24 protein-coding genes are annotated in these 26,235 nt (G+C 62.9%); 16 read left to right on the top strand and 8 right to left on the bottom strand.

Annotated features, from left to right (window positions below):
* Nucleotides 1-208 precede the first annotated feature (208 nt).
* The 3 genes from EJO71_RS20315 to EJO71_RS20305 are packed head-to-tail and all read left to right on the top strand — an operon-like array spanning nucleotide 209 to nucleotide 2,918.
* Nucleotides 209-952: an HNH endonuclease gene (locus EJO71_RS20315; protein WP_125950230.1), complete on the top strand. Its 744-nt coding sequence runs from the start codon at nucleotides 209-211 to the stop codon at nucleotides 950-952.
* Nucleotides 949-1,176: an ABC-three component system middle component 6 gene (locus tag EJO71_RS20310; RefSeq protein ID WP_125950231.1), complete on the top strand. Its 228-nt coding sequence runs from the start codon at nucleotides 949-951 to the stop codon at nucleotides 1,174-1,176. Before EJO71_RS20315 ends, EJO71_RS20310 begins: the two co-directional genes overlap by 4 nt.
* Complete coding sequence (locus EJO71_RS20305) at nucleotides 1,173-2,918, top strand: DUF2326 domain-containing protein (RefSeq protein WP_125950232.1); 1,746 nt, start codon at nucleotides 1,173-1,175, stop codon at nucleotides 2,916-2,918. The genes EJO71_RS20310 and EJO71_RS20305 overlap by 4 nt, the downstream gene beginning before the upstream one ends.
* Before the next feature lie 102 nt (nucleotides 2,919-3,020).
* Here the strand turns inward: EJO71_RS20305 and EJO71_RS20300 are convergent, their stop codons facing one another.
* From EJO71_RS20300 to EJO71_RS20290, 3 genes are all read right to left on the bottom strand, one after another.
* Nucleotides 3,021-3,782 carry a hypothetical protein gene (locus tag EJO71_RS20300; RefSeq protein ID WP_125950233.1) on the bottom strand — a complete coding sequence of 254 codons (762 nt, stop codon included), beginning with the start codon at nucleotides 3,780-3,782 and terminating at the stop codon, nucleotides 3,021-3,023.
* A gap of 19 nt (nucleotides 3,783-3,801) precedes the next feature.
* Nucleotides 3,802-4,488, bottom strand: coding sequence for a DUF2971 domain-containing protein (locus tag EJO71_RS20295; protein WP_125950234.1), 687 nt, complete (start codon nucleotides 4,486-4,488; stop codon nucleotides 3,802-3,804).
* A 104-nt stretch (nucleotides 4,489-4,592) separates the two neighbouring features.
* Complete coding sequence (locus EJO71_RS20290) at nucleotides 4,593-5,672, bottom strand: DUF3800 domain-containing protein (protein ID WP_125950235.1); 1,080 nt, start codon at nucleotides 5,670-5,672, stop codon at nucleotides 4,593-4,595.
* Between the two features lie 219 nt (nucleotides 5,673-5,891).
* On the opposite strand from EJO71_RS20290, the gene EJO71_RS20285 reads away from it, so the two are divergent.
* A complete protein-coding gene (locus tag EJO71_RS20285; RefSeq protein WP_125950236.1) occupies nucleotides 5,892-7,607 on the top strand; it encodes a phage integrase family protein in 1,716 nt (571 codons plus the stop codon).
* 194 nt (nucleotides 7,608-7,801) lie between these two features.
* Here EJO71_RS20285 and EJO71_RS20280 read toward each other — a convergent pair whose 3' ends face one another.
* Nucleotides 7,802-8,743, bottom strand: coding sequence for a DUF2971 domain-containing protein (locus tag EJO71_RS20280; protein WP_125950237.1), 942 nt, complete (start codon nucleotides 8,741-8,743; stop codon nucleotides 7,802-7,804).
* A 26-nt stretch (nucleotides 8,744-8,769) separates the two neighbouring features.
* On the opposite strand from EJO71_RS20280, the gene EJO71_RS20275 reads away from it, so the two are divergent.
* Nucleotides 8,770-9,060, top strand: a complete 291-nt coding sequence (locus EJO71_RS20275) for a hypothetical protein (protein ID WP_125950238.1) — start codon at nucleotides 8,770-8,772, stop codon at nucleotides 9,058-9,060.
* Nucleotides 9,050-10,036 (top strand): hypothetical protein, encoded by a 987-nt coding sequence (locus EJO71_RS20270; protein ID WP_125950239.1) that lies wholly within the window; start codon nucleotides 9,050-9,052, stop codon nucleotides 10,034-10,036. Before EJO71_RS20275 ends, EJO71_RS20270 begins: the two co-directional genes overlap by 11 nt.
* Before the next feature lie 473 nt (nucleotides 10,037-10,509).
* Here EJO71_RS20270 and gyrB read toward each other — a convergent pair whose 3' ends face one another.
* The 3 genes from gyrB to dnaA all read right to left on the bottom strand — a co-directional run bounded on the left by gyrB (nucleotide 10,510) and on the right by dnaA (nucleotide 15,835).
* Entirely contained in the window at nucleotides 10,510-13,116 is a 2,607-nt protein-coding gene (gene gyrB, locus EJO71_RS20265) for a DNA topoisomerase (ATP-hydrolyzing) subunit B (RefSeq protein ID WP_125950240.1), read from the bottom strand.
* A gap of 136 nt (nucleotides 13,117-13,252) precedes the next feature.
* Nucleotides 13,253-14,359, bottom strand: coding sequence for a DNA polymerase III subunit beta (gene dnaN, locus EJO71_RS20260; RefSeq protein WP_125950241.1), 1,107 nt, complete (start codon nucleotides 14,357-14,359; stop codon nucleotides 13,253-13,255).
* Nucleotides 14,360-14,455: 96 nt separating this feature from the next.
* Entirely contained in the window at nucleotides 14,456-15,835 is a 1,380-nt protein-coding gene (gene dnaA / locus EJO71_RS20255) for a chromosomal replication initiator protein DnaA (protein WP_125950242.1), read from the bottom strand.
* Between the two features lie 308 nt (nucleotides 15,836-16,143).
* Here dnaA and rpmH point away from each other — a divergent pair, with 308 nt between their 5' ends.
* The 7 genes from rpmH (at nucleotide 16,144) to EJO71_RS20220 (ending at nucleotide 21,910) form a co-directional block, all read left to right on the top strand.
* On the top strand, nucleotides 16,144-16,278 hold the full coding sequence (gene rpmH, locus EJO71_RS20250; RefSeq protein WP_007834827.1) for a 50S ribosomal protein L34: 135 nt from the start codon (nucleotides 16,144-16,146) through the stop codon (nucleotides 16,276-16,278).
* Nucleotides 16,279-16,379: 101 nt separating this feature from the next.
* Complete coding sequence (locus EJO71_RS20245; protein ID WP_125950243.1) at nucleotides 16,380-16,793, top strand: ribonuclease P protein component; 414 nt, start codon at nucleotides 16,380-16,382, stop codon at nucleotides 16,791-16,793.
* Nucleotides 16,790-17,077, top strand: coding sequence for a membrane protein insertion efficiency factor YidD (gene yidD / locus EJO71_RS20240; RefSeq protein WP_125950244.1), 288 nt, complete (start codon nucleotides 16,790-16,792; stop codon nucleotides 17,075-17,077). The genes EJO71_RS20245 and yidD overlap by 4 nt, the downstream gene beginning before the upstream one ends.
* On the top strand, nucleotides 17,074-18,762 hold the full coding sequence (yidC, locus tag EJO71_RS20235; RefSeq protein ID WP_125950245.1) for a membrane protein insertase YidC: 1,689 nt from the start codon (nucleotides 17,074-17,076) through the stop codon (nucleotides 18,760-18,762). Before yidD ends, yidC begins: the two co-directional genes overlap by 4 nt.
* Before the next feature lie 72 nt (nucleotides 18,763-18,834).
* Nucleotides 18,835-20,241, top strand: a complete 1,407-nt coding sequence (gene mnmE, locus EJO71_RS20230; protein ID WP_125950246.1) for a tRNA uridine-5-carboxymethylaminomethyl(34) synthesis GTPase MnmE — start codon at nucleotides 18,835-18,837, stop codon at nucleotides 20,239-20,241.
* A gap of 100 nt (nucleotides 20,242-20,341) precedes the next feature.
* Nucleotides 20,342-20,803 carry a cyclic nucleotide-binding domain-containing protein gene (locus EJO71_RS20225; RefSeq protein ID WP_125950247.1) on the top strand — a complete coding sequence of 154 codons (462 nt, stop codon included), beginning with the start codon at nucleotides 20,342-20,344 and terminating at the stop codon, nucleotides 20,801-20,803.
* Nucleotides 20,804-20,917: 114 nt separating this feature from the next.
* A complete protein-coding gene (locus tag EJO71_RS20220; protein WP_125950248.1) occupies nucleotides 20,918-21,910 on the top strand; it encodes a zinc ribbon domain-containing protein in 993 nt (330 codons plus the stop codon).
* 33 nt (nucleotides 21,911-21,943) lie between these two features.
* Here the strand turns inward: EJO71_RS20220 and EJO71_RS20215 are convergent, their stop codons facing one another.
* The gene (locus EJO71_RS20215; protein WP_125950249.1) at nucleotides 21,944-23,929 is read right to left on the bottom strand and encodes a monovalent cation:proton antiporter family protein; all 1,986 of its coding nucleotides are present in this window, start codon (nucleotides 23,927-23,929) and stop codon (nucleotides 21,944-21,946) included.
* 87 nt (nucleotides 23,930-24,016) lie between these two features.
* Here EJO71_RS20215 and EJO71_RS20210 point away from each other — a divergent pair, with 87 nt between their 5' ends.
* From EJO71_RS20210 to lptC, 3 genes are read left to right on the top strand one after another with little or no spacing between them, the layout of a single operon-like run.
* Nucleotides 24,017-25,018 (top strand): KpsF/GutQ family sugar-phosphate isomerase, encoded by a 1,002-nt coding sequence (locus EJO71_RS20210; protein WP_125950250.1) that lies wholly within the window; start codon nucleotides 24,017-24,019, stop codon nucleotides 25,016-25,018.
* Nucleotides 25,018-25,566 (top strand): HAD hydrolase family protein, encoded by a 549-nt coding sequence (locus tag EJO71_RS20205; RefSeq protein ID WP_125950251.1) that lies wholly within the window; start codon nucleotides 25,018-25,020, stop codon nucleotides 25,564-25,566. Before EJO71_RS20210 ends, EJO71_RS20205 begins: the two co-directional genes overlap by 1 nt.
* The gene (lptC, locus tag EJO71_RS20200; RefSeq protein WP_171022503.1) at nucleotides 25,563-26,219 is read left to right on the top strand and encodes an LPS export ABC transporter periplasmic protein LptC; all 657 of its coding nucleotides are present in this window, start codon (nucleotides 25,563-25,565) and stop codon (nucleotides 26,217-26,219) included. The genes EJO71_RS20205 and lptC overlap by 4 nt, the downstream gene beginning before the upstream one ends.
* Nucleotides 26,220-26,235: the final 16 nt, after the last annotated feature.

Here is a 26,235-nt window from a genome sequence, read left to right as displayed (position 1 = left end):
GATGTGACGCTTGGATGCAGAAGGCCCATCGGTTCTATGCGCTCGCAGGATCGGAAAATGGCTCAAGCCCTCAATCTCAATAACCTTTGTCAGTCATCACTGCGATGCCTTGCCTGACGCCGTAGGACAACGTTACGTTACATTCGGGTTTTGGGCATCAGAGGCCATCAACGTAGGTACTCCACACGCCCTGCGGTAGCTATCCATCGTGAGCGCAACTTACCCGACCAAAATCATTCTTGCCTTCCGCAGCGGCGGCGTCTGCGCGTTTCCGGGATGCGGCAAGCACCTGACGTACGAGTCAAAGCTGGGAGCGGATACCTACGTTGGTGAAGCAGCTCACATCCGAGGCGAGAAGCCAACCGCTGCGCGGTATGACGCAACGATGACCGATGAGGAGCGCGACAGCGTGGACAACCTCATCTACCTGTGCACCGATCACCATACGGTCATCGATAAGGTTCCCGCCGACTGGTCTACTCCCACATTGCAAGCCCTAAAACAAGAACACGAAGGCAAGGTACGTCAAGCGATGGAGGATGCCTTCACAGATCTCGCCTTCCCGGAGCTGGAGAGAGCGATCTCGTGGGTGAACACTGAAATCCCCGCGGCACACGGATCTTTCGACATCATTTCGCCGGACGAAAAAATCAAGAAGAATGCGCTTTCCAATGGTGCCCGCCACATCATCGCCGCTGGCCTGATGTCGAGAGCGACGGTGTCCGCCTATGTTGAAGCCGAGGCGCAGTTGGATGCAGATTTTCCGGAGCGATTGAAGGCCGGTTTTCTCGCAGAATACTATTCACTTCGCCAGAGAGGCCACAAGGGGGACGAGCTGTTTGAGTTGATGTGCTCGTTCGCGCAACGCGGTGTCAAGAGTCAAGCAGATCGCACCGCGGGGCTGGCTGTATTGGTCTACCTGTTCGAGATCTGCGACGTGTTCGAAAAATGATCCTGCCGACAAAGCATATTCCACAGAATGAAGCGCTGATCGGCGTAGGTGCAACCGTCCTCGGGCATCTTGATACGCCGCGGACGGTATCTAGCCTGTGGGACCGCTTGAAGTCTGAGCCAAACGTAGGCACATTCGAACGATTCGTACTTGCCACCAATCTGTTGTTTGTGATCGGTGCGATCGACTTGCGAGACGGGCTGTTGACCCGGAATCCATCATGATTCGCGCGATAACAGCCAACCATGCTGGTTTTCGCCGAATCAGTTTCACTCCTGGCGTTAACCTGGTGCTCGCTGATCGCTCTACATCTGCTGGCGACAAAGACACGACGAACGCATTGGGGAAGTCGACACTGATAGACATCATCGACTTCTGCCTCGGCAGCAACACCGCCCCCGGAAAAGGGCTAAGGGTCGCGCCTTTGCAGGGCTGGGCATTCACACTGGAGTTGGACGTTGCGGGTCAATCCGTTTCAGTCACTCGCACTACAGATGCACCAGGTTTCGTTGCCATCCAGGGAGCGCCAGACGGATGGGTCATATCGCCAGTCCAGAGCAAGGATGGCCCGCCGACGCTTGACATCAAGCGTTGGCGAACCGTTCTCGGCTGGGCCATGTTCGGCCTCAGCGAATCTGGACTGGAACGGGGCTACCGGCCTTCGGCGCGATCGCTGCTCTCCTATTTCACCCGAAACCAACCGGCCGCCTACAACTCACCGTTCAAGCATTTCGACAACCAGAAGACCTGGGACGTTCAAGTCCACAATGCGTACCTTCTCGGCTTGGACTGGGAAAAGGCCGCGACTTGGCAGAAGCTCAAAGATCAAAAAAAAGCGCTTGATGCGCTTACTCAAGCAATCAAGACCGGAGCCATCGACGGAGAACTAGCGTCCCTTGGCGAACTTGAGGCTGAACGCCTGCGCCTTTCAACCCAGTTGGAACGGGAAGCCGCCTCACTGTCAAACTTTCAAGTCCTGCCTCAGTACCGCGAGATCGAGGTTCGGGCCAACTCGCTCACTGCAGATATCCACCGCTTGATCAATGCCAACATCGTCGACAAACGGCGATTGGAACGCTACCGCGAGGCCATTACACAAGAGGGATGGCCAACGGATGGGCGACTCGAGTCTCTATATAAGGAAGCCGGAATCGCACTGCCTGGGCTTGTCGTTAGGACTCTGCATGAGGCTCGCGCCTTCAACGAGACGATTGTTCTCAACCGCCGCGATTTCATAGCTGGTGAGGTAACTGCGCTTGAGTCGCTGGTAGAAGAGCGAAATTCCGATATTGCTGTTCTCACTCTTCTAAGGGGTGATCTTCTGAGCGCATTGGCCGGGCAAGGGGCGCTCGAGGAGTTGATGCATTTGCAAGCGCTTCATGCCGCCACGCGACTCAAGGTCGACGAGCTTGCGAACCGCATTGTCCAGTTGAAGCAGATGACATCTCGCGCCGATACCATCAAGGTTGAGGCGGTGGAGCTGAAGCGAGCGGCAGCGATTGATTACGAGGAGCGGCGCGCCCTTTGGTCACGGCCGCTTAGTCTCTTCTCAGACTTCTCGGAGCAGCTGTACAAGGCGCCGGGGCGCCTGGTTATCGACATCGGCGATACCGGCTACAAATTTGATGTCGAGATTGCAGGAAGTCCGAGCGAAGGTATCGGCAAGATGAAAATCTTCTGCTACGACCTGATGCTCATTTCGTTCGCGCGAGATCGAGGCCTTGGCATCGACTTCCTTATTCACGACAGCACCATCTTTGATGGCGTGGATCCTCGGCAGCGCGCTCACGCACTGGAGCTTGCGGCGAAGATGGCAGAACGCTACGGATTTCAGTACATATGCGCGCTGAACACGGACATGGTTCCCCAGAATGACTTTACGCCGGGATTCGACGTCGAGGAGCTAGTGCGACTCAGACTGACCGACACCGATCCCAGTGGCAGCTTGCTCGGGTTCCGCTACTGAACGGCGAAATCACACCCGCGGAGCCCACGACAAGCTGCACACCAGCTCACGATGTTGGACTCGCCAACATCTATCGATGGTGGCAGCATCCAAAGCCGAGCTTCAATTTCCCCTCCCCGGCCAACCCGGCCAATCTGTACCACCGGGATCAAGACCCAACGCCTTCCGCACATCAAGTCGCATGTCCTCAGGCATCCGCTCAGGGCGGTGAAGCCATACATCAGGTAGTTTCCAAGGCCTCGGCCCCATGAATTTTTCGAGCAGCGCGATGAATCCTGTGCGAGCCAGCCACAAGGTCTTCAGGTCTTCGACATCTACTTCGAGGTCAGAGGGATGCTTCGGGTGCATCACACGATCTCGAACGTGGACGGAGCCCGCTAAGCAGCGGAACCAGATCGAATTTCTGTCCAGTTGCTTTTCTAGCCCGTGTAATCGCTCCTGCAGCCTGACCATAAACAACAGGTTCTGCATGAATGTGATGTTCGCTGGCTTGTACTCCACGACACCGTTGTCCCTCATACGCCATGTGCACTCAAGCACTGCATCGACCTCGCAAGGTTCAAGCGGCTGATCTAGTAGTCCAAGCTGGATCATCGCGTACTGCTTCAGACTGAACACTGTGCCCTCTACATACGCGAAGAATGCACGGAAGATTTCGCGACTCAAAGATTCGCGCTCACCGTCGTACTCTTGGTACTGCTCACGTGTCACACCATTCGCGAACATCGTTTCCAAGAGCTTGTCGTACCTAGCAATGATGCGTTCGACGTCGGCATCAAGCATCTGGATCAGCGCGGCGGCGATTTCCTGAGGATTCTCGTCCTCCTCATCATCGTCACGCGCTGAGACATTCGTGTCTGTCATGGATGCATCGTAACCATGGTTAGTCCCCGAGATCTCCGTCCGCTCGAGTCGCTGCCAAGTTCTCAAGAACCTCGAATCGAGTGAAGGCAATCCGTGCCTTCGTGACATTGATTGGCTTTTCGGAGACTCTTGCGGCCAGCGCACGAAGGTCTTCGATCTTGTATACGCAACGTGGCCCAAGCACGATCTCTCGCAGTTTCAGCTCATCCGAAAACGGAACGAAGTGCATTCCACCCTCTGCTGCGTCGAGATCTAGCGCGACAAACATCCGCACCTCTTTCTCGTACCCCCAGTCGTAGAACTTCGTGCTGATCAGCCTCTCGACGGTGCCTGGTCCAGGTTTTTTGGTCATCGGATCAAGCTTCAAGTCGAACAGTTTCTTGGCGTACGTCACTTCCGTGAGCATGTCGGAAGGCACGTCGAACCCCAGAGCCATCCCCGCATGCTTCTCAGCATAGTGCCCCCACATCAGCGGGTTCTTCCAGTTCGTAGTGAAGCAGATCATTCCCCGTTCTTCATTGAGCTTGTCGCGTGTAGCTTTAAACGCCTTCCTCACAGCTTTGTCACCAACGTTCACGCCCATCAACTCGAATGGATCGTTCAGATCGCTAAACCTTGAAACTTTCAGGCGGCCGAGAGCGATGCTGGCGATTGCCGGCATGCAACCTGTGAGGTAGAAGACGCGCTTGATCTTGGTGTTCTGCATCGGATTGCACACGGAAAAGGATGTTGAAGTCTAGGTCGCCACGTCGTGGTCTCAAGGGAGGGTTGAGCCACAGTTTCTATCGCGGGGATCCGGGACCAAAAGTCCTAGGTTGGCTGGCCGCGGGTCGCACCGATCTCAGTCATAAAAGCCACCGCACCATCTACTAGGTTTGACTCTCCTGGACCAGGTGGGTTGTTTCCTACGATGTTTTCGATTGAAGGCAGCATGCCGTCGATTTCCAAACTCGCAAGCCGCGTTGATTGCATCTGTTTGTGATAGTCGTTTGCAGGTCGCTTGTTTGACCAAGCCAGTAGGCAATCGACCACAGCGCCAGCCACGATGTCTGCAAGCTGCAGTTGCGGGTGATCTTTCGAATCGGCAAACTCAAATTTTGAAACCCGCAACGGCAATTCCGCCTTCCGCTTGCCGTAGCCGATCATTCGCGCGGACACCGGTTGCATCATGGACCGCAGAAATCGCTCGTTTCGCTTCAAGGGTTTTGACTGGTCATGAACAACCTCCAATTGGCCAGGGTGCAACGCCATCCACTTGTTGATCAGGTTGATGAACATGTCGTTCGCTGGGTCAAAAGCATCTGCGTCTAGGACACCGATGAATTCGGGCAACCGTCCGCGTGCGAGCAGCAAGCCTGTCACAAAATCTCGATTCTCCGGCGCAGAGTCCACCGCCGCGCGACCTAGAACATCATCGAACGCCCCAAACGCCGAAGGATTTCGCTCACGCAGAGCCCTTACAAACGCTGCTTTTACTTTTCTCCAATCTCCGTTGCGGAAGATAGTGTGGCCCGTGAAGTACCACAGGTTGACCAGCCCAACGTGGGCATCATCTTTGTATAGGTCGTGTCCGGCTTCGTGGAGCGGTGGCTCGATCAACTTATCAACCAGATGGGTAATGACGTAGTAGTCTTTGTCCGCTGCTAGAAATTTGACTGTGTCCGAGGTCAGCTCCGGAGCTGAAAAGAATTCCACCAGTGCCCTCTGACCCGACGCGGAGCCCTTCAACTTCGAGTATTTCGCTTCAGTCTGGCCCTGTCGCAGAAGGCGGCGCACAAGTCGCGAACAGGTGTCCGCATCAAGATTTGTTGAAGCGATGGAAAAAATAGGTTGCGCCTCGTTCAGAAGATCAAGACCAGTATTGCCAGATTCGTCGCAATAAATTCGCAAAGATCGCTCCCAGGTTCCCGCGGCCAGGCTGGCATAGCCTTATGTGCAGGAGTCTCCAGCTACATCATGATGCGAGCATATCCTCGAGATTGATGCCTTGGCTAGCAGGCGGGTCGCTCTACGGCAGACGCTGAACTACAGGCGGCGCCAAGTTATTTTGCTGCTATTACGATAACTCTTCTTATCGCAATATTCATCTCATTTGAATAAACTGCCAAAATGAAAAGTAGCCAGGCCCTCAGCGCAGCGCAAAAGAAGGCGCAGCCAGAGGTCTTCTCGGGTGCCGATGCGTTCGCCGTATTGCGTGCCTGGTACGCAGGCATGAGCACTACCGAGGCGGTCGCGCAATACCTGCCGGAGGTCAAGGCGTCGGGCCGATCGTCGCGCGCGGTGCTCGGCGACATCCGTCGCCGGCTGGCGGACCATGCCGGCAGATGCCGTCGCGATGACCTGGCGCAATTGATCATGCACCCCACATCCGAGCGGCAGAAACGCGCCCGCGCGGTGATGGACGCGATCGAGATGCTGCGTGGGATGGCTGTGCCGCAGCCGCTGGTGACGGATGCTGTCGAGCGCTGGCTGCCAGCGCGCATCATCAATCCCTTGCTGGCCCGTGGCCTGCGCACTCTTGCGGACCTCACGGTGCGCGTGCCGCGTCGGCGGCGCTGGTGGTCGACCATTCCCGGCCTGGGCGCTACCGGCGCCCGCCAGGTCGAAGCCTTTTTCGCGGCGCACCCCGAATTGACCGCGAGCGCTCGCGCCCTGGTGCCCGTCGGCGCACCGCAAGACGTGGTTCCCTGGGAGCGCTTGTACATACCTCATGAGGTCGACGGCTCGCGCGGCTCCTTTCGCGCGCCGCGAGAGACTTGCATCCTGGGCGCAGGCAACGACTACGAGGCGGTGCAAGCCTGGCTATCGCTGCACGAGTCGGTGGCTACCCAGCGAGCCTACCGCAAGGAAGCCGAACGGCTGATCCTCTGGGCGATTGTCGAGCGCGGTAAGGCGCTGTCTTCGTTGACGACAGAAGATGCAGTGGCGTATCGAGCCTTCCTGCGCCACCCGGCACCGCGTGGGCGCTGGGTTGGGGCGGCCGCGCCGCGGTCCTCGCCCGAATGGCGGCCTTTCACGGGTGCGCTGTCGGCGCGTTCGGTGGCCTACGCGCTGTCGGTGGTGGGGGCGCTTTTTCGTTGGCTGATCCAGCAACGCTATGCGTTGGCCAATCCCTTTGCCGGCATCAAGGTGCGAGGCGCGTCTCGTTCGGAGCCGCTGGCGCTTACGCGGGTCTTCGGCGAAGGGGAGTGGGCGATCGTCCAGGCGGTGGCCGAAGGTCTGGAATGGGTGCACGACTGGGAGCCCGCAGCGGCCCAGCGGCTGCGCTTCGTGCTGGACTTCGCGTACGCGACCGGCTTGCGCATCGGCGAATTGGTGAGCGCGATGCTCGACCAGATCGACACGGACGTCTACGGCGATCACTGGTTGCGCCTGATGGGCAAAGGCGGCAAGCCTGGCAAGGTGGCGCTGCCGCCGCTGGCCCGAACTGCGCTGGATCGATACCTCATGCAGCGCCAGTTGCCGATCACGCCGGCCCGGTGGGATCCGAGAACGCCGCTGGTCGGCAGCCTGGAGCTTGACAGTGCCGCCGGCATCACGGCCACCCGCCTGTGGAGCGTCATGCGGCGCTTCTTCCAGAAGGTGGCCAAGGTCATTGAGGTGGACAGCCCGGCGCTCGCGGAAAAGCTGCGCCGTGCAAGCCCGCACTGGATGCGCCACACCCATGCCACACATGCGCTGGCGCGTGGCGCAGAGCTCACCACCGTGCGCGACAACCTGCGCCATGCCTCGATCACGACCACCTCAATCTACCTGCACGGCGACGAGGTCAAGCGGGCGCGTCAGATGGATGCCGCGTTCGCGGCACGTGGCTCGAACTCATGAGCCGGCGTTGCGCAGGGCGCGCAACTCTCGGCGCACGGACTCGCGGATTTCTGGCTATCTGCGGCGATGAGCAAAGCGTACCAATTTGCACGGAAAGGATGATTGATCGGGAAAAGACGAAATCCTAAGTGCTCGTCAACATTGAAGATTATTTGGTGAAGCGCACCAATTTGCACGAAAAGAACGATTGCCCCTCATAGAGCTACGGGAGTCATAGCGAAATGACTCCGCGAGTGCCCCATCTTGAACATCGAAATTCCCTTATTGCTGCAGATTTCTTTGAGCGTCGCTTCATCCGCAGGAAGGATGTGAGAACCCAAATATACAGCGGTGGGAATAGGCATTTTCCACGGTTGTGGTTTATCAAGCAGCCCATTTGCGAAAACCAGCCGCCACTCTTCCTCGTAGCTCCAATCTTTCCCTTTTATAAGTGCCGCACGATTCAGATGAATGTTATTGAATTTCGGTGTATTAACTAGAATCATGCATTCCGTGGCATCGAAGACCTCATCTCGATATACCACAGGAAACATAAAACGGGACCGAAGGTCACTCGGTGGAAGTTCTTTGATGTTGTATTGAACACAGAATCCTTGGTGATTGCGTGCGTAGTGAGACCACATAAGGGTCGAATCGACCCGCGCTGAGAATGAGCAAAGTCGGAAGCCGGCTTTAATCTCGTCGCCAGCCTTGGCTATTTTTTCAAATAGAGCATTTCGTCCTGCGAGCAACCCGGCCTTCAAAGCCGCGCGTTTAATTGGCTCTTCTTCTCCGAGCAGCGCGTCTATAAGCACACCCGTCGGATCCTCTGCCGTGGCCAAAATTTCTTCAAGTCCCGAAACTTTATCCACCGGAAGCATTTTACGAATTTCTGGAGAGAGGGTTCGCAACGAACGATCCATGAGGCCCTGATGGTTAATAAAATGATGGCAATCATAGGGATCATTAAATGAATTTGGATCGGCCAGCCAAATCGTGTCCTCTTGAAGGTTTTTTATAGAATTGGGGTTGCAATCGCGATATTTGAAAAGACGCTCCGGAATATGGGTAAATTTAAGTACGAAACCTGCCTCGATTTGCAGATTCGTGGCATCTACCGGGAAAACGCGTTCAACAAAATCATCAATCCATGTCATCTGCAACTCTCGTTCTCTAAGCAACTATGCTGGACAGCGACTACCGCCAGATTGCGCCGACTTCGGCGCAGCCCACCGACTATCCGCGATTTCGAACCGATCGCCGGCTGGCGACCATGCGAGTTTGGGCAAACCCCCGCAGGCAGAGCGATGATGCTCGTGATGCGAGGGCCTCGCCGCGCGTGCGGTTGCGCGGTCTCGGCCGCGATGCGCCGCTCGGTGCCTGCAGCACCTGCGCCATGGTTGCAACGTCACCACCGCCGAGCTTCCGCGGCTACGATCTCGGCAAAACCGAGGAGAGAGACAATGCCGATTGATTGGCTGCAAGCAGTGGAGACGAGTGGCCGTTACTTGGTCGACAACCCCACCATCATCGCCGCAGCAATTGCAGGCATCGTGGCAATTGTGGCAACCCGCACCACGCTCCATGGAGTGAAGCTCTCACTTGCTGCAAGCGAGGCAAAGACCAAAGCCGAACTCGCTCACTCTGTCGAGCAAGAGAACCGTAACCGCGAACATACTAGGCAGCAGGCAGAGCAAGAGCGCGCTTTGGACGCCCAAAAGGACCGGCACGGCCGTCTGATCGACATGCGACGAGAGGTCTACCTGCAGGCGGTTAGCGAGATGGTGAAGTTCCAAGGCGCGATTGGTGCACTTGCGAATAAGGACGTTGCCTCATGGGATGTTTTAGGCACCATTACAGGACTTTCGCTGGCCATACAGCGCGTGACCCTTGTCGCCGAGCAGGCCACAGCCGTTTTGGCCCGTGAGACCTTCAATGTTTATATGCGGATCTTCATTTCGGCGATGACGAAGGTTATTCCGATCGGCGGAATCAACGCGTCTATCAAGGCCATCGAGATGATGCGCGCGCAGTCGCTACAAAGAGGTGAATCCTATGTCGAGGCTATGCGTCAGTTCAACTTGGCCCAACGCAAGGACTTCGAAGCGCTTGGCGCGATTCAAGCGCAGCACAGAATGTCTCTCGAGGAGTTCAACAATTTTGGAGGGCAGCTACAGCCACTCTATCAACAGCGAACTGCGGCCGAGCTTGCCTATAGCGAATTTGTGAGACAAAGCCTCCGAAACGATGTGTCAGATCGCTTGGACCGCCTTGCTGTAGCAATACGAACGGAGCTTGAGCTTTCGAGCGATCTCGACGTGTTTCGCGCACAGTCCCAACAGACACACGTTGAAATCGAAGCGGCCATGCAGGAACTTAAAGCTGTGCTCGCAAAGATCATGGGCAAGCCGGATGACTCAATTAAGGCGCCCAACTCCTTCGATTCCTAGCCCTCTCGGCGCGGTGGTTGAGCCGGTCATAGAGCCTGCCCCTATTCTTTTTGATAGCGGCGCGGCGGGCAACCGTGATGTACTCCGGCCCCACTTCCTACAGGCGCCGAGCGTGAAGCGGGTGAAAGGCTGGCTCATCGCACGCAGACCGAAAAGACGACGGCCGCCCAGTTTAAGGGGCGGCCGTCGCATGCGAGGCTCTCTTCGCGCTTCCGCGCTATTTCCACTCCAGGTGGAACCCGTTGCCGGGTGGCGCCATCTCCCTATCTCTCGCCGGAAGACAGCCTTAGAAAAACGTTTGAAACAAAGGATGGCACCGTTGATTGCCACCGAAGATTGACTCGATTATGGAGTGAATCCATCGACTGGACCAAGTCGGCCTTATCAGGCCGATTCTTTTCACTTTCTGTGTCTGCGCCTTTTCATTTACCTGGCACGCTTTTCACTTTCCGTGTCACCCGACAGCGGCGAGACTAGACGTCGATGTTCGCCGCCCGCAGCGCGTTCTGCTCGATGAACTCCCGACGCGGTTCCACTTCGTCGCCCATCAGCATCGTGAACACGCGGTCCGCTTCGATCGCGTCGTCGATCTGCACCCTGAGCAGGCGGCGCACATTCGGGTCCATCGTGGTTTCCCACAGCTGCTCGGGGTTCATCTCGCCCAGTCCCTTGTAGCGCTGGCGCGAGGTGGCGCGTTCGGCTTCGCCGATGAGCCACTTCATGGCCTGGCGGAAGTCGTCGACCTTTTCTTCCTTGGCGCGTTCGCCTTCGCCGCGCTTCACCAGCGCGCCTTCGGAGCTCAGCAGGCCGCGGAAGGTGTTGGCGGCCTCGGCGAGCGCGGCGTAGTCGGCGCCGTGCACGAAATCCTGCGTGAGCACGCTGCTCTTGATGTTGCCGTGGTGGCGGCGGCTGATGCGCAGCAGCGGCTTGTCGGTGCGGGTGTCGAACTCGCTGCTCACCTCGGCCGGCACGCCGGTCGTGTTGAGCTCGCGCAGCTTGGCCTGCAGCGCCACGGCCGAGGCCTCGGCGGCGGGCGTGGTGTCGAGGTCGAGCGCCACGCCGTCGGCAATGGCGCGCAGCGCTTCTGCGTCCATGAAGTTGCGCAGGCGTGCGATGACGGCCTCGGCCACCTGGTGCTTGCGCGCCAGTTCGGCCAGGGTGTCGCCGCTCAGCGTGGTCGAGCCGGCGCCGCCGGTCTCGATGCGTGCATCTTTCAGCGCCACCTTCAGCAGGAAGGCGTCGAGCGCGGGGCCGTCCTTCAGGTACTGCTCTTCCTTGCCGACCTTGACCTTGTACAGCGGCGGCTGCGCGATGTAGATGTGACCGCGCTCCACCAGCTCGGGCATCTGCCGGTAGAAGAACGTAAGCAGCAGCGTGCGGATGTGGGCGCCGTCGACGTCGGCGTCGGTCATGATGATGATGCGGTGGTAGCGCAGCTTGGCGACGTTGAAGTCGTCGGCGCCGCCGCCCGGCGTGCTTGCGCCCGCACGGCCGATGCCGGTGCCCAGCGCGGTGATCATCGTCAGGATTTCGTTGCTGGTCAGCAGCTTCTCGTAGCGTGCCTTCTCTACGTTCAGGATCTTGCCGCGCAGCGGCAGGATGGCCTGGAACTTCCGGTCGCGGCCCTGCTTGGCGGAGCCGCCGGCGGAGTCGCCCTCCACCAGGTAGACCTCGCACAGCGCGGGGTCCTTTTCCTGGCAATCGGCCAGCTTGCCGGGCAGGCCCATGCCGTCGAGCACGCCCTTGCGGCGAGTCATTTCGCGGGCCTTGCGAGCGGCCTCGCGGGCCTTGGCGGCCTCGACGATCTTGCCGCAGATGATCTTGGCGTCGTTCGGGCGCTCCTGCAGGTAGTCGGTGAGCAGCTTGCCGACGATGTCTTCCACCGGCGCGCGCACTTCGCTGGACACCAGCTTGTCCTTGGTCTGGCTCGAGAACTTGGGCTCGGGCACCTTCACGCTCAGCACGCAGCACAGGCCTTCGCGCATGTCGTCGCCGGTGACTTCGACCTTCGCCTTCTTCGCGAACTCGTTCTCTTCGATGTACTTGTTGATGACGCGGGTCATCGCCGCGCGCAGGCCCGTGAGGTGGGTGCCGCCGTCACGCTGCGGGATGTTGTTGGTGAAGCAGAGAACCTGCTCGTTGTAGCCGCTGTTCCACTGCATCGCGACTTCCACGCCGATGTGCGTGCCGGGAATGCCGCCGTAGGTGTCGGCCGGGCGCTCGCCTTCGGCGTAGAACGAGTTCGGGTGCAGGACGGTCTTGCCCTTGTTGATGAACTCCACGAAGCCGCGCACGCCGCCGGCGCCGGAGAAGTCGTCTTCCTTGCCGCTGCGCTCGTCCTTCAGGCGGATGCGCACGCCGTTGTTCAGGAAGCTCAGTTCGCGCAGGCGCTTGCTGAGGATCTCGTAGTGGAAGTCCGAGTTCTCCTTGAAGATCTCGGTGTCGGGCAGGAAGTGCACCTCGGTGCCGCGCTTGTCGGTGTCGCCGATGATCTTCATGGGCGAGACCTCGACGCCGTTCACCGTCTCGAGCAGGCGGTTCTGCACGAAGCCGCGGCTGAATTCGAGCTCGTGGATCTTGCCTTCACGGCGCACCACCAGGCGCAGCCTCACGCTCAGCGCGTTCACGCAGCTCACGCCCACGCCGTGCAGGCCGCCCGACACCTTGTAGCTGTTCTGGTTGAACTTGCCGCCCGCGTGCAGCTCGGTCAGCGCGATCTCGGCGGCCGAGCGCTTGGGCTCGTGCTTGTCGTCCATCTTCACGCCGGTGGGAATGCCGCGGCCGTTGTCGGTGACGGAGATCGAGTTGTCGGAGTGGATGGTCACGACGATGTCGTCGCAGTGGCCGGCCAGCGCCTCGTCGATGGAGTTGTCCACGACTTCGAAGACCAGGTGGTGCAGGCCGGTGCCGTCGGAGGTGTCGCCGATGTACATGCCGGGGCGCTTGCGCACGGCTTCAAGCCCTTCGAGGATCGTGATGGAGCCTTCGCCGTAGCTGGTGTCGGCTGGCACGGTGTCGATCTCGGGGATGTAGACGGGCTCGGTGTGGGGCACGTCGGGCTTGTTCTCTTCTGCACTCATTCGGGTATTCCTCTGTCTCTCACGGCATTCGCGCGTGATTTTTCGGGCTCTCAAAAGCTCAATTCGCCGCCTCTTGAAAGCGCAAACCCGCGGAGGGCCGCGGGTCGTGTGCGCAAGGCGCCGTGTGGTGTGTCTTCTAGATACGCATCGGCATCACGACGTACTTGAAGGATGCGTTCTCGGGGATGGTCAGCAGCGCCGAGCTGTTGGAGTCGGCCAGGTCGAGCTTGACCATGTCCTGGTCCATGTTCGACAGCGCGTCGATCAGGTAGGTCACGTTGAAGCCGATCTCGATGGTGTCGCCGCCGTAGTCGATGTCGAGCTCGTCCTGGGCTTCTTCCTGCTCGGCGTTGTTCGACGCGATGCGCAGCGTGCCCGGCTCGATGTTCAGGCGCACGCCCTTGAACTTCTCGCTGGTCAGGATGGCGGTGCGCTGCAGGCTGGCCAGCAGCGGCGCGCGGCCCAGCGTGACGGTGTTCTTGTGGTTCTTCGGGATGACGCGGTTGTAGTCGGGGAACTTGCCCTCGACCAGCTTGGTGACGAACTCCATGCCGCCGAAGCTGAACTTGGCCTGGTTGTTCGCGAACTGCATCTCGATGGCGCCTTCGGCGTCGGACAGCAGGCGCTGCATTTCGAGCACGGTCTTGCGCGGCAGGATCACTTCCTGGCGCGGCACTTCGACGTCGAGCGTGGCGGAAGAGAAGGCCAGGCGGTGGCCGTCGGTGGCGACCAGGCTCAGCTGCTTGCCTTCGGCCACGAACAGGATGCCGTTCAGGTAGTAGCGGATGTCGTGCACGGCCATCGCGAACGAGACCTGCGAGAGCAGGTCCTTCAGCGTCTTCTGCGGCACGCTGAACACGGGGCCGAAGTTGGCGGCTTCCTGCACCAGCGGGAAGTCTTCGGCGGGCAGTGACTGCAGCGTGAAGCGGCTCTTGCCGCCCTTGAGCACCAGCTTGCTCGCGCTCGACTCGAGGCTCACGGTCTGGTCGGCCGGCATGGTGCGCAGGATGTCGATCAGCTTGCGCGCGCCGATGGTGGTGGTGAAGTTGCCTTCGTCGCCGCCGAGCTCGGCGGTGGTGCGGATCTGGATTTCGAGGTCGCTGGTGGTCAGCTGCAGCTGGCCTCCGGTCTTGCGGATCAGCACGTTCGCCAGGATCGGCAAGGTGTGGCGTCGCTCCACGATGCCCGCGACCGACTGCAGCGCGGCGAGGACCTTGTCTTGGGTTGCCTTCAAAACGATCATGTCTTCTTCCTCTTCCTATCTCTTTGAATCAGCTTGTAAGACGCCATTCTCCGCTGTCGCGAGGGGCACCCTTGATGACATTCGGCTTCTTTACGGTCATCCCTTGAGGGTCTGTTCGAGCACGTGGAGCTGCTGGTTGAGTTCGGTGAGCTGCTGGCGCTCGCCCGAGATCTTGCGCACCGCGTGCAGCACCGTCGTGTGGTCGCGCCCGCCGAACAGCTCGCCGATTTCCGGCAGGCTCTTCTGCGTGAGTTCCTTGGCCAGGTACATCGCGATCTGCCGCGGCCGCGCGATGCTGGCCGGGCGTTTCTTGCTGTACATGTCGGCGACCTTGATCTTGTAGTAGTCGGCCACCGTCTTCTGGATATTCTCGACCGAGATCTGCCGGTTCTGGATCGACAGCAGGTCGCGCAGCGCCTCGCGCGCCAGGGCGATCGAGATTTCCTTCTGGTTGAAGCGCGAGTACGCCAGGATCTTGCGCAGCGCGCCCTCGAGCTCGCGCACGTTGGAGCGCACGTTCTTGGCGACGAAGAAGGCCACTTCCTCCGGCATTTCGGCGGATTCGGTGCGCGCCTTGTTGATCAGGATGGCCACGCGCATCTCGAGTTCGGGCGGCTCGATGGCGACCGTCAGGCCGGAGTCGAAACGCGACACCAGCCGTTCGTGGATGTCCGCGAGGCCCTTCGGGTAGGTGTCGCTGGTCATCACGATGTGCGACTTCTTGGCGAGCAGGGCTTCGAACGCGTTGAAGAATTCTTCCTGCGTCCGGTCCTTGTTGGCGAAGAACTGCACATCGTCGATCAGCAGCAGGTCGAGCGAGTGGTAGCGCTCCTTGAACTCATCGAAAGTCTTGCGCTGATAGGCTTTGACCACATCCGACACAAATTGCTCGGCGTGGATGTAGAGAACTTTGGAATCCGGCTTGTCGGCCAGCAGCCGGTTACCCACAGCATGCATCAGGTGGGTCTTGCCCAGGCCGACGCCGCCGTAGATGAAAAGCGGGTTGTAAAGATGCCCCGGCATGCCGGCCACGTGCATCGCCGCGGCGCGCGCCATGCGGTTGGCCGTACCTTCGACCAGGGTGTCGAAGGTGAGGCCGGAATTCAGGCGGTTCTTGAAGCCGGCGGCGGCCGGCTCCTCGCCCGGGCCGGCCACGTCGCGCGGCACGTCCGTTTCGGTCATGACGGCCACGGGTGCAGCACGCACGGGGATTTCGCGAGGAGCAAGCGCTAACTCGATGGCGACCGGCTGGCCGTACATCTTCTCGGCCATGGCCGCGATCTTGCCGGCGTACTGGGCACGGATCCAGTCGAGCTTGAACCGGTTGGCGACGAACACCGTCATGCGCGACAGGTCGTCTGCGACCTGTGCCGTCAGGGGTTTGATCCAGGTGTTGAACTGCTGCTCGGACAGCTCCTGCGCGAGCTGGTCGACGCAGGCTTGCCAGAGGCTTTCGCCGATGCCGTCAGTCGACATGAGCGTATGAAAAAGTGATGAAACCCTCGGGCATTTTTTGGTATAGGTATTGTGGATATTCTCTGCTGGAAGGCGACCGGCATTCTAACTTGTCAAAACCTTATCCACACGCTGCCCGGCGCATCGAAAGGCCCGCAAATCCGCTCGAAGATTGTTCCGGCGGCCAATGTTTGCGATAATTGCGGGTTTCCCTGAAAACCTCTTTGCGTCTTTCGGGGGTCATCCGAAACACGCTCCCCCGGCGCCCCGCAGGTACTTCATGCTTTTTGTGCGAAGAGCCAGCGTGAACAGGGAAACAGGAAATCACCATGAAACGCACCTACCAAGCATCCAAAGTCCGCCGCGCCCGTACCCACGGCTTCCTGGTCCGCATGAAGACCCGCGGCGGCCGTGCCGTCATCAACGCACGCCGCGCCAAGGGCCGCAAGCGCCTGGCCGTCTGACGGCAGCCCACCTGCCGTTGCCAGCAGCCGGCTCGTCAGCGCCAACTCCAGCAGCCAGCGCGCCTGGCCAGAACAGGCGCGACGCAAGCGGCCCGGCTCCCATGCAGCGGCTCAAGACCCGCGCGCAATTCCAGGCCGTCCTCGCAGGTGCCACCGTGGCGCGCACTGCTCATTTCGCATTGCACCGCTGTGCGCTCGATCTCGCATCGAGCGCACAGCCGTTGTTCGCGTCCGACGATGTCTGGCTGGGTGCCATGGTGCCCAAGCGCTGGGCGCGTCGCGCCGTCACGCGCAACGCCATCAAGCGCCAGATCTATTCGGTGAGCGCCGCCCCCGGCGTCGCACTGCCCCGTGCCGCGCACGTGGTGCGGCTGCGCGCGGGTTTCGATCGCAAGGAATTCGTGAGCGCCACCTCTGACAAGCTCAAGGCCGCCGTGCGCGCCGAGCTCCAGCAGCTGCTCGCGCGGGCAACGCGCGCCCCGGCGGTGCCCGCGGCCCCTTCCTCTTCGCCATGAAACGCCTGCTGATCGGCCTCGTGAAGGCCTACCGCCTGCTGCTGAGCCCCTGGCTCGGCCAGTCGTGCCGCTTCACGCCGACCTGCTCCGTGTATTCGATCGAGGCGCTGGAAGTGCATGGCGCGCTCAAGGGCAGCTACCTGACCCTGCATCGCATCGCGCGCTGCCAGCCCTGGTGCCAGGGCGGCCACGATCCGGTTCCACCGAAATCACAGCGTCGCACTGACAGGTCAGGATCGCTGTTTTCGTCTCTTCTCTCCTCCGACAAGAAGTCTTCGTCATGAACGATATCCGCCGCACGATACTGTGGGTGATTTTTGGTTTCTCGCTGGTGCTGCTGTGGGACCAATGGCAGGTCTTCAACGGCAACAAGCCGACTTTCCTGCCGTCGACCAAGCCCGCCGCCACGGCCGCGGCCCCGGCCAACACTCCCGCGGCCAGCAACGGCGTGCCGGCCGCGTCCGGCGCCGGCGGCAATGCGGGCGCGGTACCCACGCAGGCCGTTGCGGCCACGCCGCGCGAGCAGGTCAACGTGACCACCGACCTGTTCAAGGCCACGATCGACAGCGAAGGCGCCACGGTCAATTACCTCGAGCTGCGCAAGTACGACGAGGCCGACCGCACCAAGCACGTCGTGCTGTTCGAGAACGGCTCGCCCGCCACGCGCTACGTCGCGCAGACCGGCCTGCTGAACCCGGTGGCCGGCGACTCCTTCCCCAACCACCTGACGCAGATGACGCCGAAGGCTGGCCCGCGCGAGATGGCCGATGGCCAGAACACGCTGGAAGTGGGCTTTGAAAGCGCCCCCGTCGGTGGCCTGAAGTACGTCAAGACCTACGTGTTCCACCGCGGCGACTACGTCATCGGCGTGCGCCACGAAGTGGTCAATGTGAGCGACCAGCCGCGCGACGCGCAGCTGTACCTGCAGCTGCTGCGTCACGGCACGGTGGCCGCCGGCACCATGTTCGGCACCAACACCTTCACAGGCCCCGCTGCGTACACCAACGAGAAGAAGTTCCACAAGCTCGACTTCAAGGACATTGCCAAGGGCAAGATCGAACCGCCGCCGCCGGCCAACGACGGCTGGATCGCGATGGTGCAGCACTACTTTGCATCGGCGTGGCTGCTCAAGGGTGACCCGGCCAGCGAACAGCTGCGCCGCGAGTTCCGCGTGAAGGACCTGGGCGACAACCTCTTCACCGTCGCCATGGTGGCTACGCTGCCGAAGATCGCTCCGGGTGCCACGCAGGTCGTGAACAGCGCCTTGTTCGCCGGCCCCGAAGAAGAAAAGAAGCTCGAAGCCATCGCCCCCGGCCTGGACCTGGTGAAGGACTACGGCATCTTCGCGATCATCTCCAAGCCGCTGTACTGGCTGCTCACCCAGCTGCACGGCATCCTGGGCAACTGGGGCTGGTCGATCGTGGCGCTGGTGGTGCTGCTGAAGGCGGCCTTCTACTGGCTCAACGCCAAGGCCTACGCCAGCATGGCCAAGATGAAGGCCATCAACCCGAAGATCATGGAAATGCGCGAGCGGCTGAAGGACAAGCCGCAGGAAATGCAGCAGGAAATGATGCGGATCTACAAGACCGAAAAGGTCAATCCGATGGGCGGCTGCTTCCCCATCGTGATCCAGATCCCCGTGTTCATCGCGCTCTACTGGGTGCTGCTGTCGTCGGTCGAGATGCGCCACGCACCGTGGATCGGCTGGATCACCGACCTGTCGGCACCCGACCCCTGGTACATCCTGCCGATCGTCATGACGGCCACCTCGCTGTTCCAGACCTGGCTCAACCCGACGCCGCCCGATCCGATGCAGGCCAAGCTGATGTGGATCATGCCGCTCGCGTTCAGCGTGATGTTCATCTTCTTCCCGGCCGGCCTGGTGCTGTACTGGATCACGAACAACGTGCTGTCGATCGCGCAGCAGTGGTTCATCAACAAGCGCCTGGGCGTGCTCGGCACCAAGTAGCCGCACTGCACTCCAGCCATCCTTCAAAGGGCCGCGTCAGCGGCCCTTTTTGCTGAAAGAATCCGCACCACCATGCTCGCCCGCACCTCCGATCCCATCGTCGCCATCGCCACCGCCTCGGGGCGCGGCGCGGTCGGCATCGTGCGCGTATCGGGCGCAAGGCTGGCGCCGCTGGTCGACGCGATCTGCGGCCGCGCGCTCAAGCCGCGCGAAGCCACCTACCTGCCGTTTCGCGATGCGGACGGGGAGCCGGTCGACCACGGCCTGGCCATCCACTTCCCCTCGCCGAACTCCTTCACCGGAGAAGACGTGCTCGAACTGCAGGCGCATGGCGGCGCCGTCGTGCTGCAGCTGCTGCTGGCGCGCTGCCTCGAGGCCGCGGCCGAGCCCGACCCGGTCACCGGCCGCCCCCGCCTGCCCGGCCTGCGCGTGGCCGAGCCCGGCGAATTCAGCCAGCGGGCATTTCTCAACGGCAAGATCGACCTGGCGCAGGCCGAGGCGATCGCCGACCTGATCGACGCCAGCACCGAGGCGGCCGCGCGCAGCGCCGGGCGCTCGCTGTCGGGGGCCTTCTCGCGCGAGATCCACACGCTGCGCGACGCGCTGATCCACCTGCGCATGCTGGTGGAGGCTACGCTGGATTTTCCCGAAGAGGAAATCGACTTCCTGCAGAAGGCCGACGCGGCCGGGCAGCTCGGCAAGCTGCAATCGCAACTCGCCGCCGTGCAGCAGCGCGCACGCCAGGGCGCCTTGCTGCGCGAGGGCATCAAGGTCGTGATCGCGGGACAACCCAACGCGGGCAAGAGCTCGCTGCTCAACGCGCTGGCCGGCGCCGAGCTGGCCATCGTGAGCGCGGTGGCGGGCACCACGCGCGACGTGGTCTCGCAGACCATCCAGATCCACGGCGTGCCACTGCACGTGGCCGACACCGCCGGCCTGCGCGAGAGCAGCGACGAAGTCGAGCAGATCGGCGTGGCGCGCGCCTGGGGCCAGATCGAGAGCGCCGACGCGGTGCTGTTCCTGCACGACCTGACGCGCGCGCACCTGCCTGACTACGCCGCCGCCGATGCCGAGATCCTGGCCGGCCTGCGGCAGAAGCTGCCCGCGAGCGTGCCGGTGCTCGACGTCTGGAACAAGCAGGACGCGGCGCCCGCGGCCCACGCCGAACAGGGCATTGCCCTCTCCGCCAAGACCGGCCTGGGCATCGAGGCCCTGCGTGAGCAGCTGCTGGCCATGGCCGGCTGGCAGGCCGTGCCCGAGGGCGTGTACCTCGCACGGGCGCGCCACGTGCAGGCGCTGGCGCGGGTCGAGACGCACCTGGCGCTGGCGGCCGACCACCTCGCGGCACAGGCGCAACTGCTCGACCTGCTGGCCGAGGAGCTGCGGCTGGCGCAGAACGCCCTGAACGAGATCACCGGCGAGTTCGGTGCGGACGACCTGCTCGGGGTCATCTTTTCGCGCTTCTGCATTGGCAAATAGCGACAAATAACGACAGGTGTTTTCAAATTCGTAAACACTTGTAGCCGAACGGTGCGGCCATCGCGGATACTTCGGCTCACATGCGGGGGCCGAGAAACACATGTCAATCCAGAACTTGAGCCGCGCCATCGCGGAGAACATAAGCACCGACACGTTCGCGCTGACGTTCAACGTCCAGCAGTGGGAAACGCTGGCGGGCTATCTGCAGCCGATCGAAACCGGCGTCGGCGACGTGCTCATCGAACAGGGCACGCCGGACCGCTCGGTGTTCTTCGTCGAGAGCGGCGCCATCAGCGTGCACCGCGTCAGCAGCAAGGAGCAGATGAAGCTCGCCGTGCTCACGGCCGGTTCGGTGGTCGGCGAGGGTTCGTTCTTCTCGCGGCTGCCGCATTCGGCCAACGTGGTGGTTACCGGCGCGGGCCGCGTGTGGCGGCTCACCGCGATTCGCTTTGCGGAAATGAGCAACCGCCAGCCCAACATGGCGCTGGAGATCGCGATGGCGCTCGGTGCCGTGATGGCCAAGCGCATGGCGCATCGCTCCAAGCGTGTCGCGGTGACCTGACGAGGCCCTACCAATATCGCAGCGCCCGTCGCCGGATCGGTCTTCCGGATGCGGGCCGGCAAGCCAACCAGCCAGTTTTCGTTCGGGACCCCGAGAGTAGTCAGTAAGTAAGCCATGGCCTTGATCTGTCCGGTCTGCAGCACGGAGAACCGTGACGGTGCAAATTTCTGCAGAAGCTGCGGCATCAGCCTGTCCGCCGCGGGAGACCGGATCCCGCCGCCGCCGAGCCCCGAACGCGAATGGGCCACCACGGCGCCTGCCCAGTTGCGCGCGCCGACCATTCCGGCACCACTGGACGAGCTTCCCGCAGCGCCACCACCCGCACGCCAGTCGTTCTTCAGCAGGTCGCCGGCCTCCGCACCTCGGCACGACGACGAGGAGCAGACGGTTTTCATGCTGCACGACGACGGCTCGCCGCGTTCGCCTGCGTCATCCACTTCACCCGATGCATCTGCCTCGCCGCCTGGACTGGAATCGAGCTGGGCCGCGGCGCGAGAAAGAACGAAGCGGCCCCGTCGGGTCAAGATCAGGCGGCCCGCGCCGGCCGAACGCTCGCCGCGCTGGCGCGCGATCCTGCTGTGGCTGGGCCTGCTGCTGGTGGCGGTAGCGATGATCGTCGCCGGCTGGTACGGCTACGGAACGCGCAAGGCGCCCGCCGCCGTCGAAGAGGCCACGCCGGCCAGCGAGCCGGCTGCTCCCGCGGTGGCGCCACCGCCGGCGGCCGAACCGCCACCTCCCCCGCCCGAGGCTCCCGCCGCCGCGGCGGATGCCCAGGCGGTCGATCAGGCGACCACGCCTTCGCCCGCCGCGGAGGCTGCGCCAGCGCCCAAGCCCGCCGCCAAGCCGCGCAAGCAGGCGACTCCCGCCACGCCGTCGCCGGCCGTGCCAGAAGCCGCGCCCCAGGCCGTCGCGCCGGCACCGCCGCCGGCGCCGGCCGCCCCGGCCGAACCCGCGGCGATGTGCGGCGACCGCAACTTCATCGCCAGGGCGCAATGCATGGCGGCGCAGTGCCTGAAGCCCGAATACAAGGCCCACGCGCAGTGCGAAGCCGTGCGCCGCCAGCAGCGGCTTGAAGAAGAAAAGCGCAATCCGACGCTGATCAACTGAGAGTGGCGAAAGAGCGGCTGGAAAGCCGCCCGCTCAGCCCTTCTGCAGCCGCTCGACCGCCATCGCCAGCGCGGCAGGCTTGCCCGACAGCACCAGCGTGTCGCCGTCCGACAGCACCGTGTCGTCGGCCAGCGTGCGCGGCTGGCCGTCCTGTCGGCGCAGGCTGGCGACACGAACCCCCAGCGTGTGCAGCGCGAGCCGCTCGAGCGTCTGGCCGACCGCCCGCGCGCGGGCATCGAGCGTGAAGCTGTTGAGCCGCTCGTGGTCGATCTCGTCGGCGTTGTCGTCGTCGGCGCCGTGGAAGTAGCCGCGCAGCAGGTTGTAGCGGGCGTCGCGCTGGTCCTGCACCACGCGGATCACGCGCCGCATCGGCACGCCGACCAGCGCCAGCGCATGGCTCGCGAGCATCAGCGAGCCTTCGATGGCTTCGGGCACCACCTCGGTCGCGCCGGCGGCCTGCAGCTTCTCGAGATCGTGGTCGTCCTGCGTGCGCACGATCACCGGCACGTGCGCCGCATGCGCGCGCGTGTTGGCCAGCACCTTCATCGCGCCGGGCACGTCGAGGTAGGTGACCACCACCGCACTGGCACGCGCCAGGCCCGCGGCCATCAGCGCCTGCAGCCGCGCCGCATCGCCGAACACCACCGAGTCGCCGGCGGCGGCCGCTTGCCTAACGCGGTCGGGGTCGAGGTCGAGCGCCATGTACGGAATGCCCTCGCGCTCGAGGATGCGCGCCAGGTTCTGGCCGCAGCGGCCGTAGCCGCAGATGATCACGTGCTGGGCGGTGTTGATGGTCTTGCGCGCGATGGTCGTCATCTGCAGCGACTGCTGCAGCCAGTCGCTGGCCACCAGCTTCCGCACGATGGCGTTGCTGTACATGATGATGAAGGGCGTCGCCAGCATCGACAGCACCATCGACGCCAGCACCGGGTTGGCCAGCCAGGGCGGCAGCAGGCTGCGCTCCTGCGCCAGCGTCAGCAGCACGAAGCCGAACTCGCCGGCCTGCGCAAGATAAAGGCCGGTGCGCAGCGATACGCCCGAGGTGGCGCCCAGCACCCGGGCCAGCACCGTCACCAGCCCCAGCTTGAAGGCCAGCGGCACCAGCAGCAGCACGGCCACCAGCAGCCAGCGCTCGACCACGATGTGCCAGTCGAGCGACATGCCCACCGTGATGAAGAACAGCCCCAGCAGCACGTCGTGGAAGGGGCGGATGTCGGTCTCGACCTGGTGCTTGTATTCGGTTTCCGACACCAGCATGCCGGCGATGAAGGCGCCCAGCGCCAGGCTCAGGCCCGCAAGCTCGGTGAGCCAGGCCAGGCCCAGGGTGATCAGCAGCACGTTCAGGATGAAGAGCTCCTCGCTGCGGCGCCGCGCCACCAGCGTGAGCCACCAGCGCATCACGCGCGGACCGCCGTAGAGCAGCACGCCGATCAGGAAGCTCGCCTTCAGCAGCGCCAGGCCCAGCGCCTTGGCCAGCGCCTCGGGCGGCGCGCCCAACGCGGGGATAAGCACCAGCAGCGGCACCACCGCCAGGTCTTGAAACAGCAGCACGCCCATCACGCGCTTGCCGTGTTCGCTCTCCAGTTCGAGGCGCTCCGCCATCAGCTTCACCACGATGGCCGTGCTGCTCATGGTGAGCGCGCCCGACAGCGCCAGCGCGGTCTGCCAGCCCAGGTGCCAGGCGGGCGGCAGCAGCCGGGCCATCAGCAGCGCGCCGATCGTGGCGAGGGCCATCGTCAGCAGCACCTGCAGCAGGCCGAGGCCGAACACGTGCTTTCGCATCGCGCGCAGCTTGGGCAGGCTGAATTCCAGCCCGATCACGAACATGAGGAACACCACGCCGAATTCGCCCAGGTGCTGGATGCCTTCCGTGTTCTGGGCCAGCGCGAAGGCGTGCGGCCCGATCAGCACGCCGGCCGAGAGGTAGCCAAGCATCGGCGGCAGCTTGAGGGAGCGGCACGCCACCACGCCGATCACCGCGGCCAGCAAGTACAACAGCGTGAGATCGAACGAAGACATAGGCGCCGATGCTAGAGCAATGTCCGTGCCCCGGGGCTTCCCCGGTACATGGGGGGGCGGGCGCGGCCCGGCCCGTAAAATCCGGCAATGAGCTCCCGTCCCGCCCCGGCCCCCGTGGTCGACCCCGAAGCCATCCTCGCTCGGGCACGTCTCACCTTCGACATCGAAGCCGAAGCCGTCGCCGGCCTGAAAGACCGCGTCGGTCCGAGCTTCGTCGAGGCCGTGCGCAAGATCCTCGAGGTGCGCGGCCGCGTGGTCGTGATGGGCATGGGCAAGAGCGGCCACGTCGGCCGCAAGATCGCCGCCACCCTCGCCTCCACCGGCACTCCCGCGATGTTCGTGCATCCGGCCGAGGCCAGCCACGGCGACCTCGGCATGATCAAGGCGGTCGACCTGGTGCTCGCCATCTCCAACAGCGGCGAGGTCGACGAACTCACCGTCATCCTGCCGGTCGTCAAGCGCCAGGGCGTGCCCCTGATCGCCATGACCGGCCGCCCCGAATCCACCCTCGCCCGCCACGCCGACATCGTGATCGACGCGGGCGTGTCCAAGGAAGCCTGCCCGCTCAACCTTGCTCCCACCGCGAGCACCACCGCCCAGATGGCGATGGGCGACGCACTGGCCGTGGCGCTGCTCGACGCGCGCGGTTTCGGCTCGGAAGACTTCGCGCGCTCGCACCCGGGCGGCGCGCTCGGGCGCAAGCTGCTCACCCATGTGAGCGACGTCATGCGCTCGGGCGACGACGTTCCGCGCGTGACGCCCGACGCCAACATCGGCGAACTGATGCGCGCCATGAGCAACAAGGGCTTCGGCGCCGCGGCGGTGGTCGCGCCCGACGGCCGTGCGCTCGGCATCTTCACCGACGGCGACCTGCGCCGCCTGATCGAGGCTGGCGCCGACCTGCGCAGCCCGAAGGCGGCCGAGGTGATGCACCACAACCCGCGCACCATCCGCGTCGACGCACTGGCGGTGGAAGCCGCCGAGCTCATGGAGCAGTGCGGCATCACCCGCCTGTTCGTGATCGACGGCGCGGGACTGGTCGTCGGCGCGATCAACACCAACGACCTGATGCGCGCGAAGGTCATCTGATGCCGCTCGAGTTCCAGGCCGAGACCCTGCTCGCCGCACAGGACGTGCGCATCGTTTTCTTCGACATCGACGGCGTCCTGACCGACGGCGGCGTGTACTTCACCGAGCACGGCGAGACGCTCAAGCGCTTCAGCATCCTCGACGGCTACGGCCTGAAGCTGCTGCGCAAGGCGGGCATCGTGCCGGCCGTGATCACCGGGCGCGACTCCAAGCCGCTGCGCGTGCGGCTCGAGGCGCTGGGCATCGAGCACGTGCGCTATGGCACCGAAGACAAGCTGCCCGCTGCGCAGGCCATGCTCGATGAACTCGGCTTCACCTGGGCGCAGGCCGCGGCCATCGGCGACGACTGGCCCGACCTGCCGGTGCTCCTGCGCGTGGGTTTCGCTGCGGCGCCGGCCAATGCCCACGCCGAGGTGCGCGGCATCGCGCGCTACGTTACCCAGGCGCGCGGCGGCGAAGGCGCGGCGCGCGAGTTCTGCGACCTGCTGCTCACGGCCTGCGGCCAATACCGCGTCATGCTCGACGCAGCCCGGGGCCCGAATACATGAACAACGTGAAACGCGCATGGGGCATGGTGCGCGACGTCCTCGACCGCGCCACGATCTACCTGCCGATCATCCTGACGGCCGCCGTCGCGCTCGGCACCTACTGGCTGGTGCGCAACGCGCCCAAGCTGCTGGAGCCCACAGCCAAGGTCGCGCCCACGCATGAGCCCGACTACTTCATGCGCGACTTCGTCATCAAGAACTTCCTGCCCAATGGCGACCTGCGCAGCGAACTGCACGGCGTCGAGGGCCGGCACTACCCCGACACCGACACCATCGAGATCGACAAGGTGCGCATGCGCAGCGTGTCGCCCGAGGGGCTCGTGACGCGCGGCAGCGCCAACCGTGGGCTGTCGAATTCGGACGGCAGCGAAATCCAGCTGTTCGGCAATGCGATCGTCATTCGCGATCCTTCCGTGGGTCCCGGTGGCAAGCCGACACCGCAGCTCGAGTTCCGCGGCGAGTTCCTGCACGCCTATGTCGATACCGAACGCGTCACGTCGAACAAGCCGGTCACGCTCATTCGCGGCACCGACCAGTTCACCGGCGACACGCTCGACTACGACAACCTGAGTGGCGTGGCGAACCTGAACGGCCGCGTGCGCGGCGTGCTGATTCCGTCGGCGGCTGCGGCCGCTCCCGCCAAGAAGCGCTGAAGAAGGCATCTGCCAC

Origin of the sequence: Variovorax sp. 679, assembly GCF_003952185.1 — a bacterium.
GTDB lineage: Bacteria > Pseudomonadota > Gammaproteobacteria > Burkholderiales > Burkholderiaceae_C > Variovorax.
This window is presented reverse-complemented; position numbering and strand designations above follow the sequence as displayed.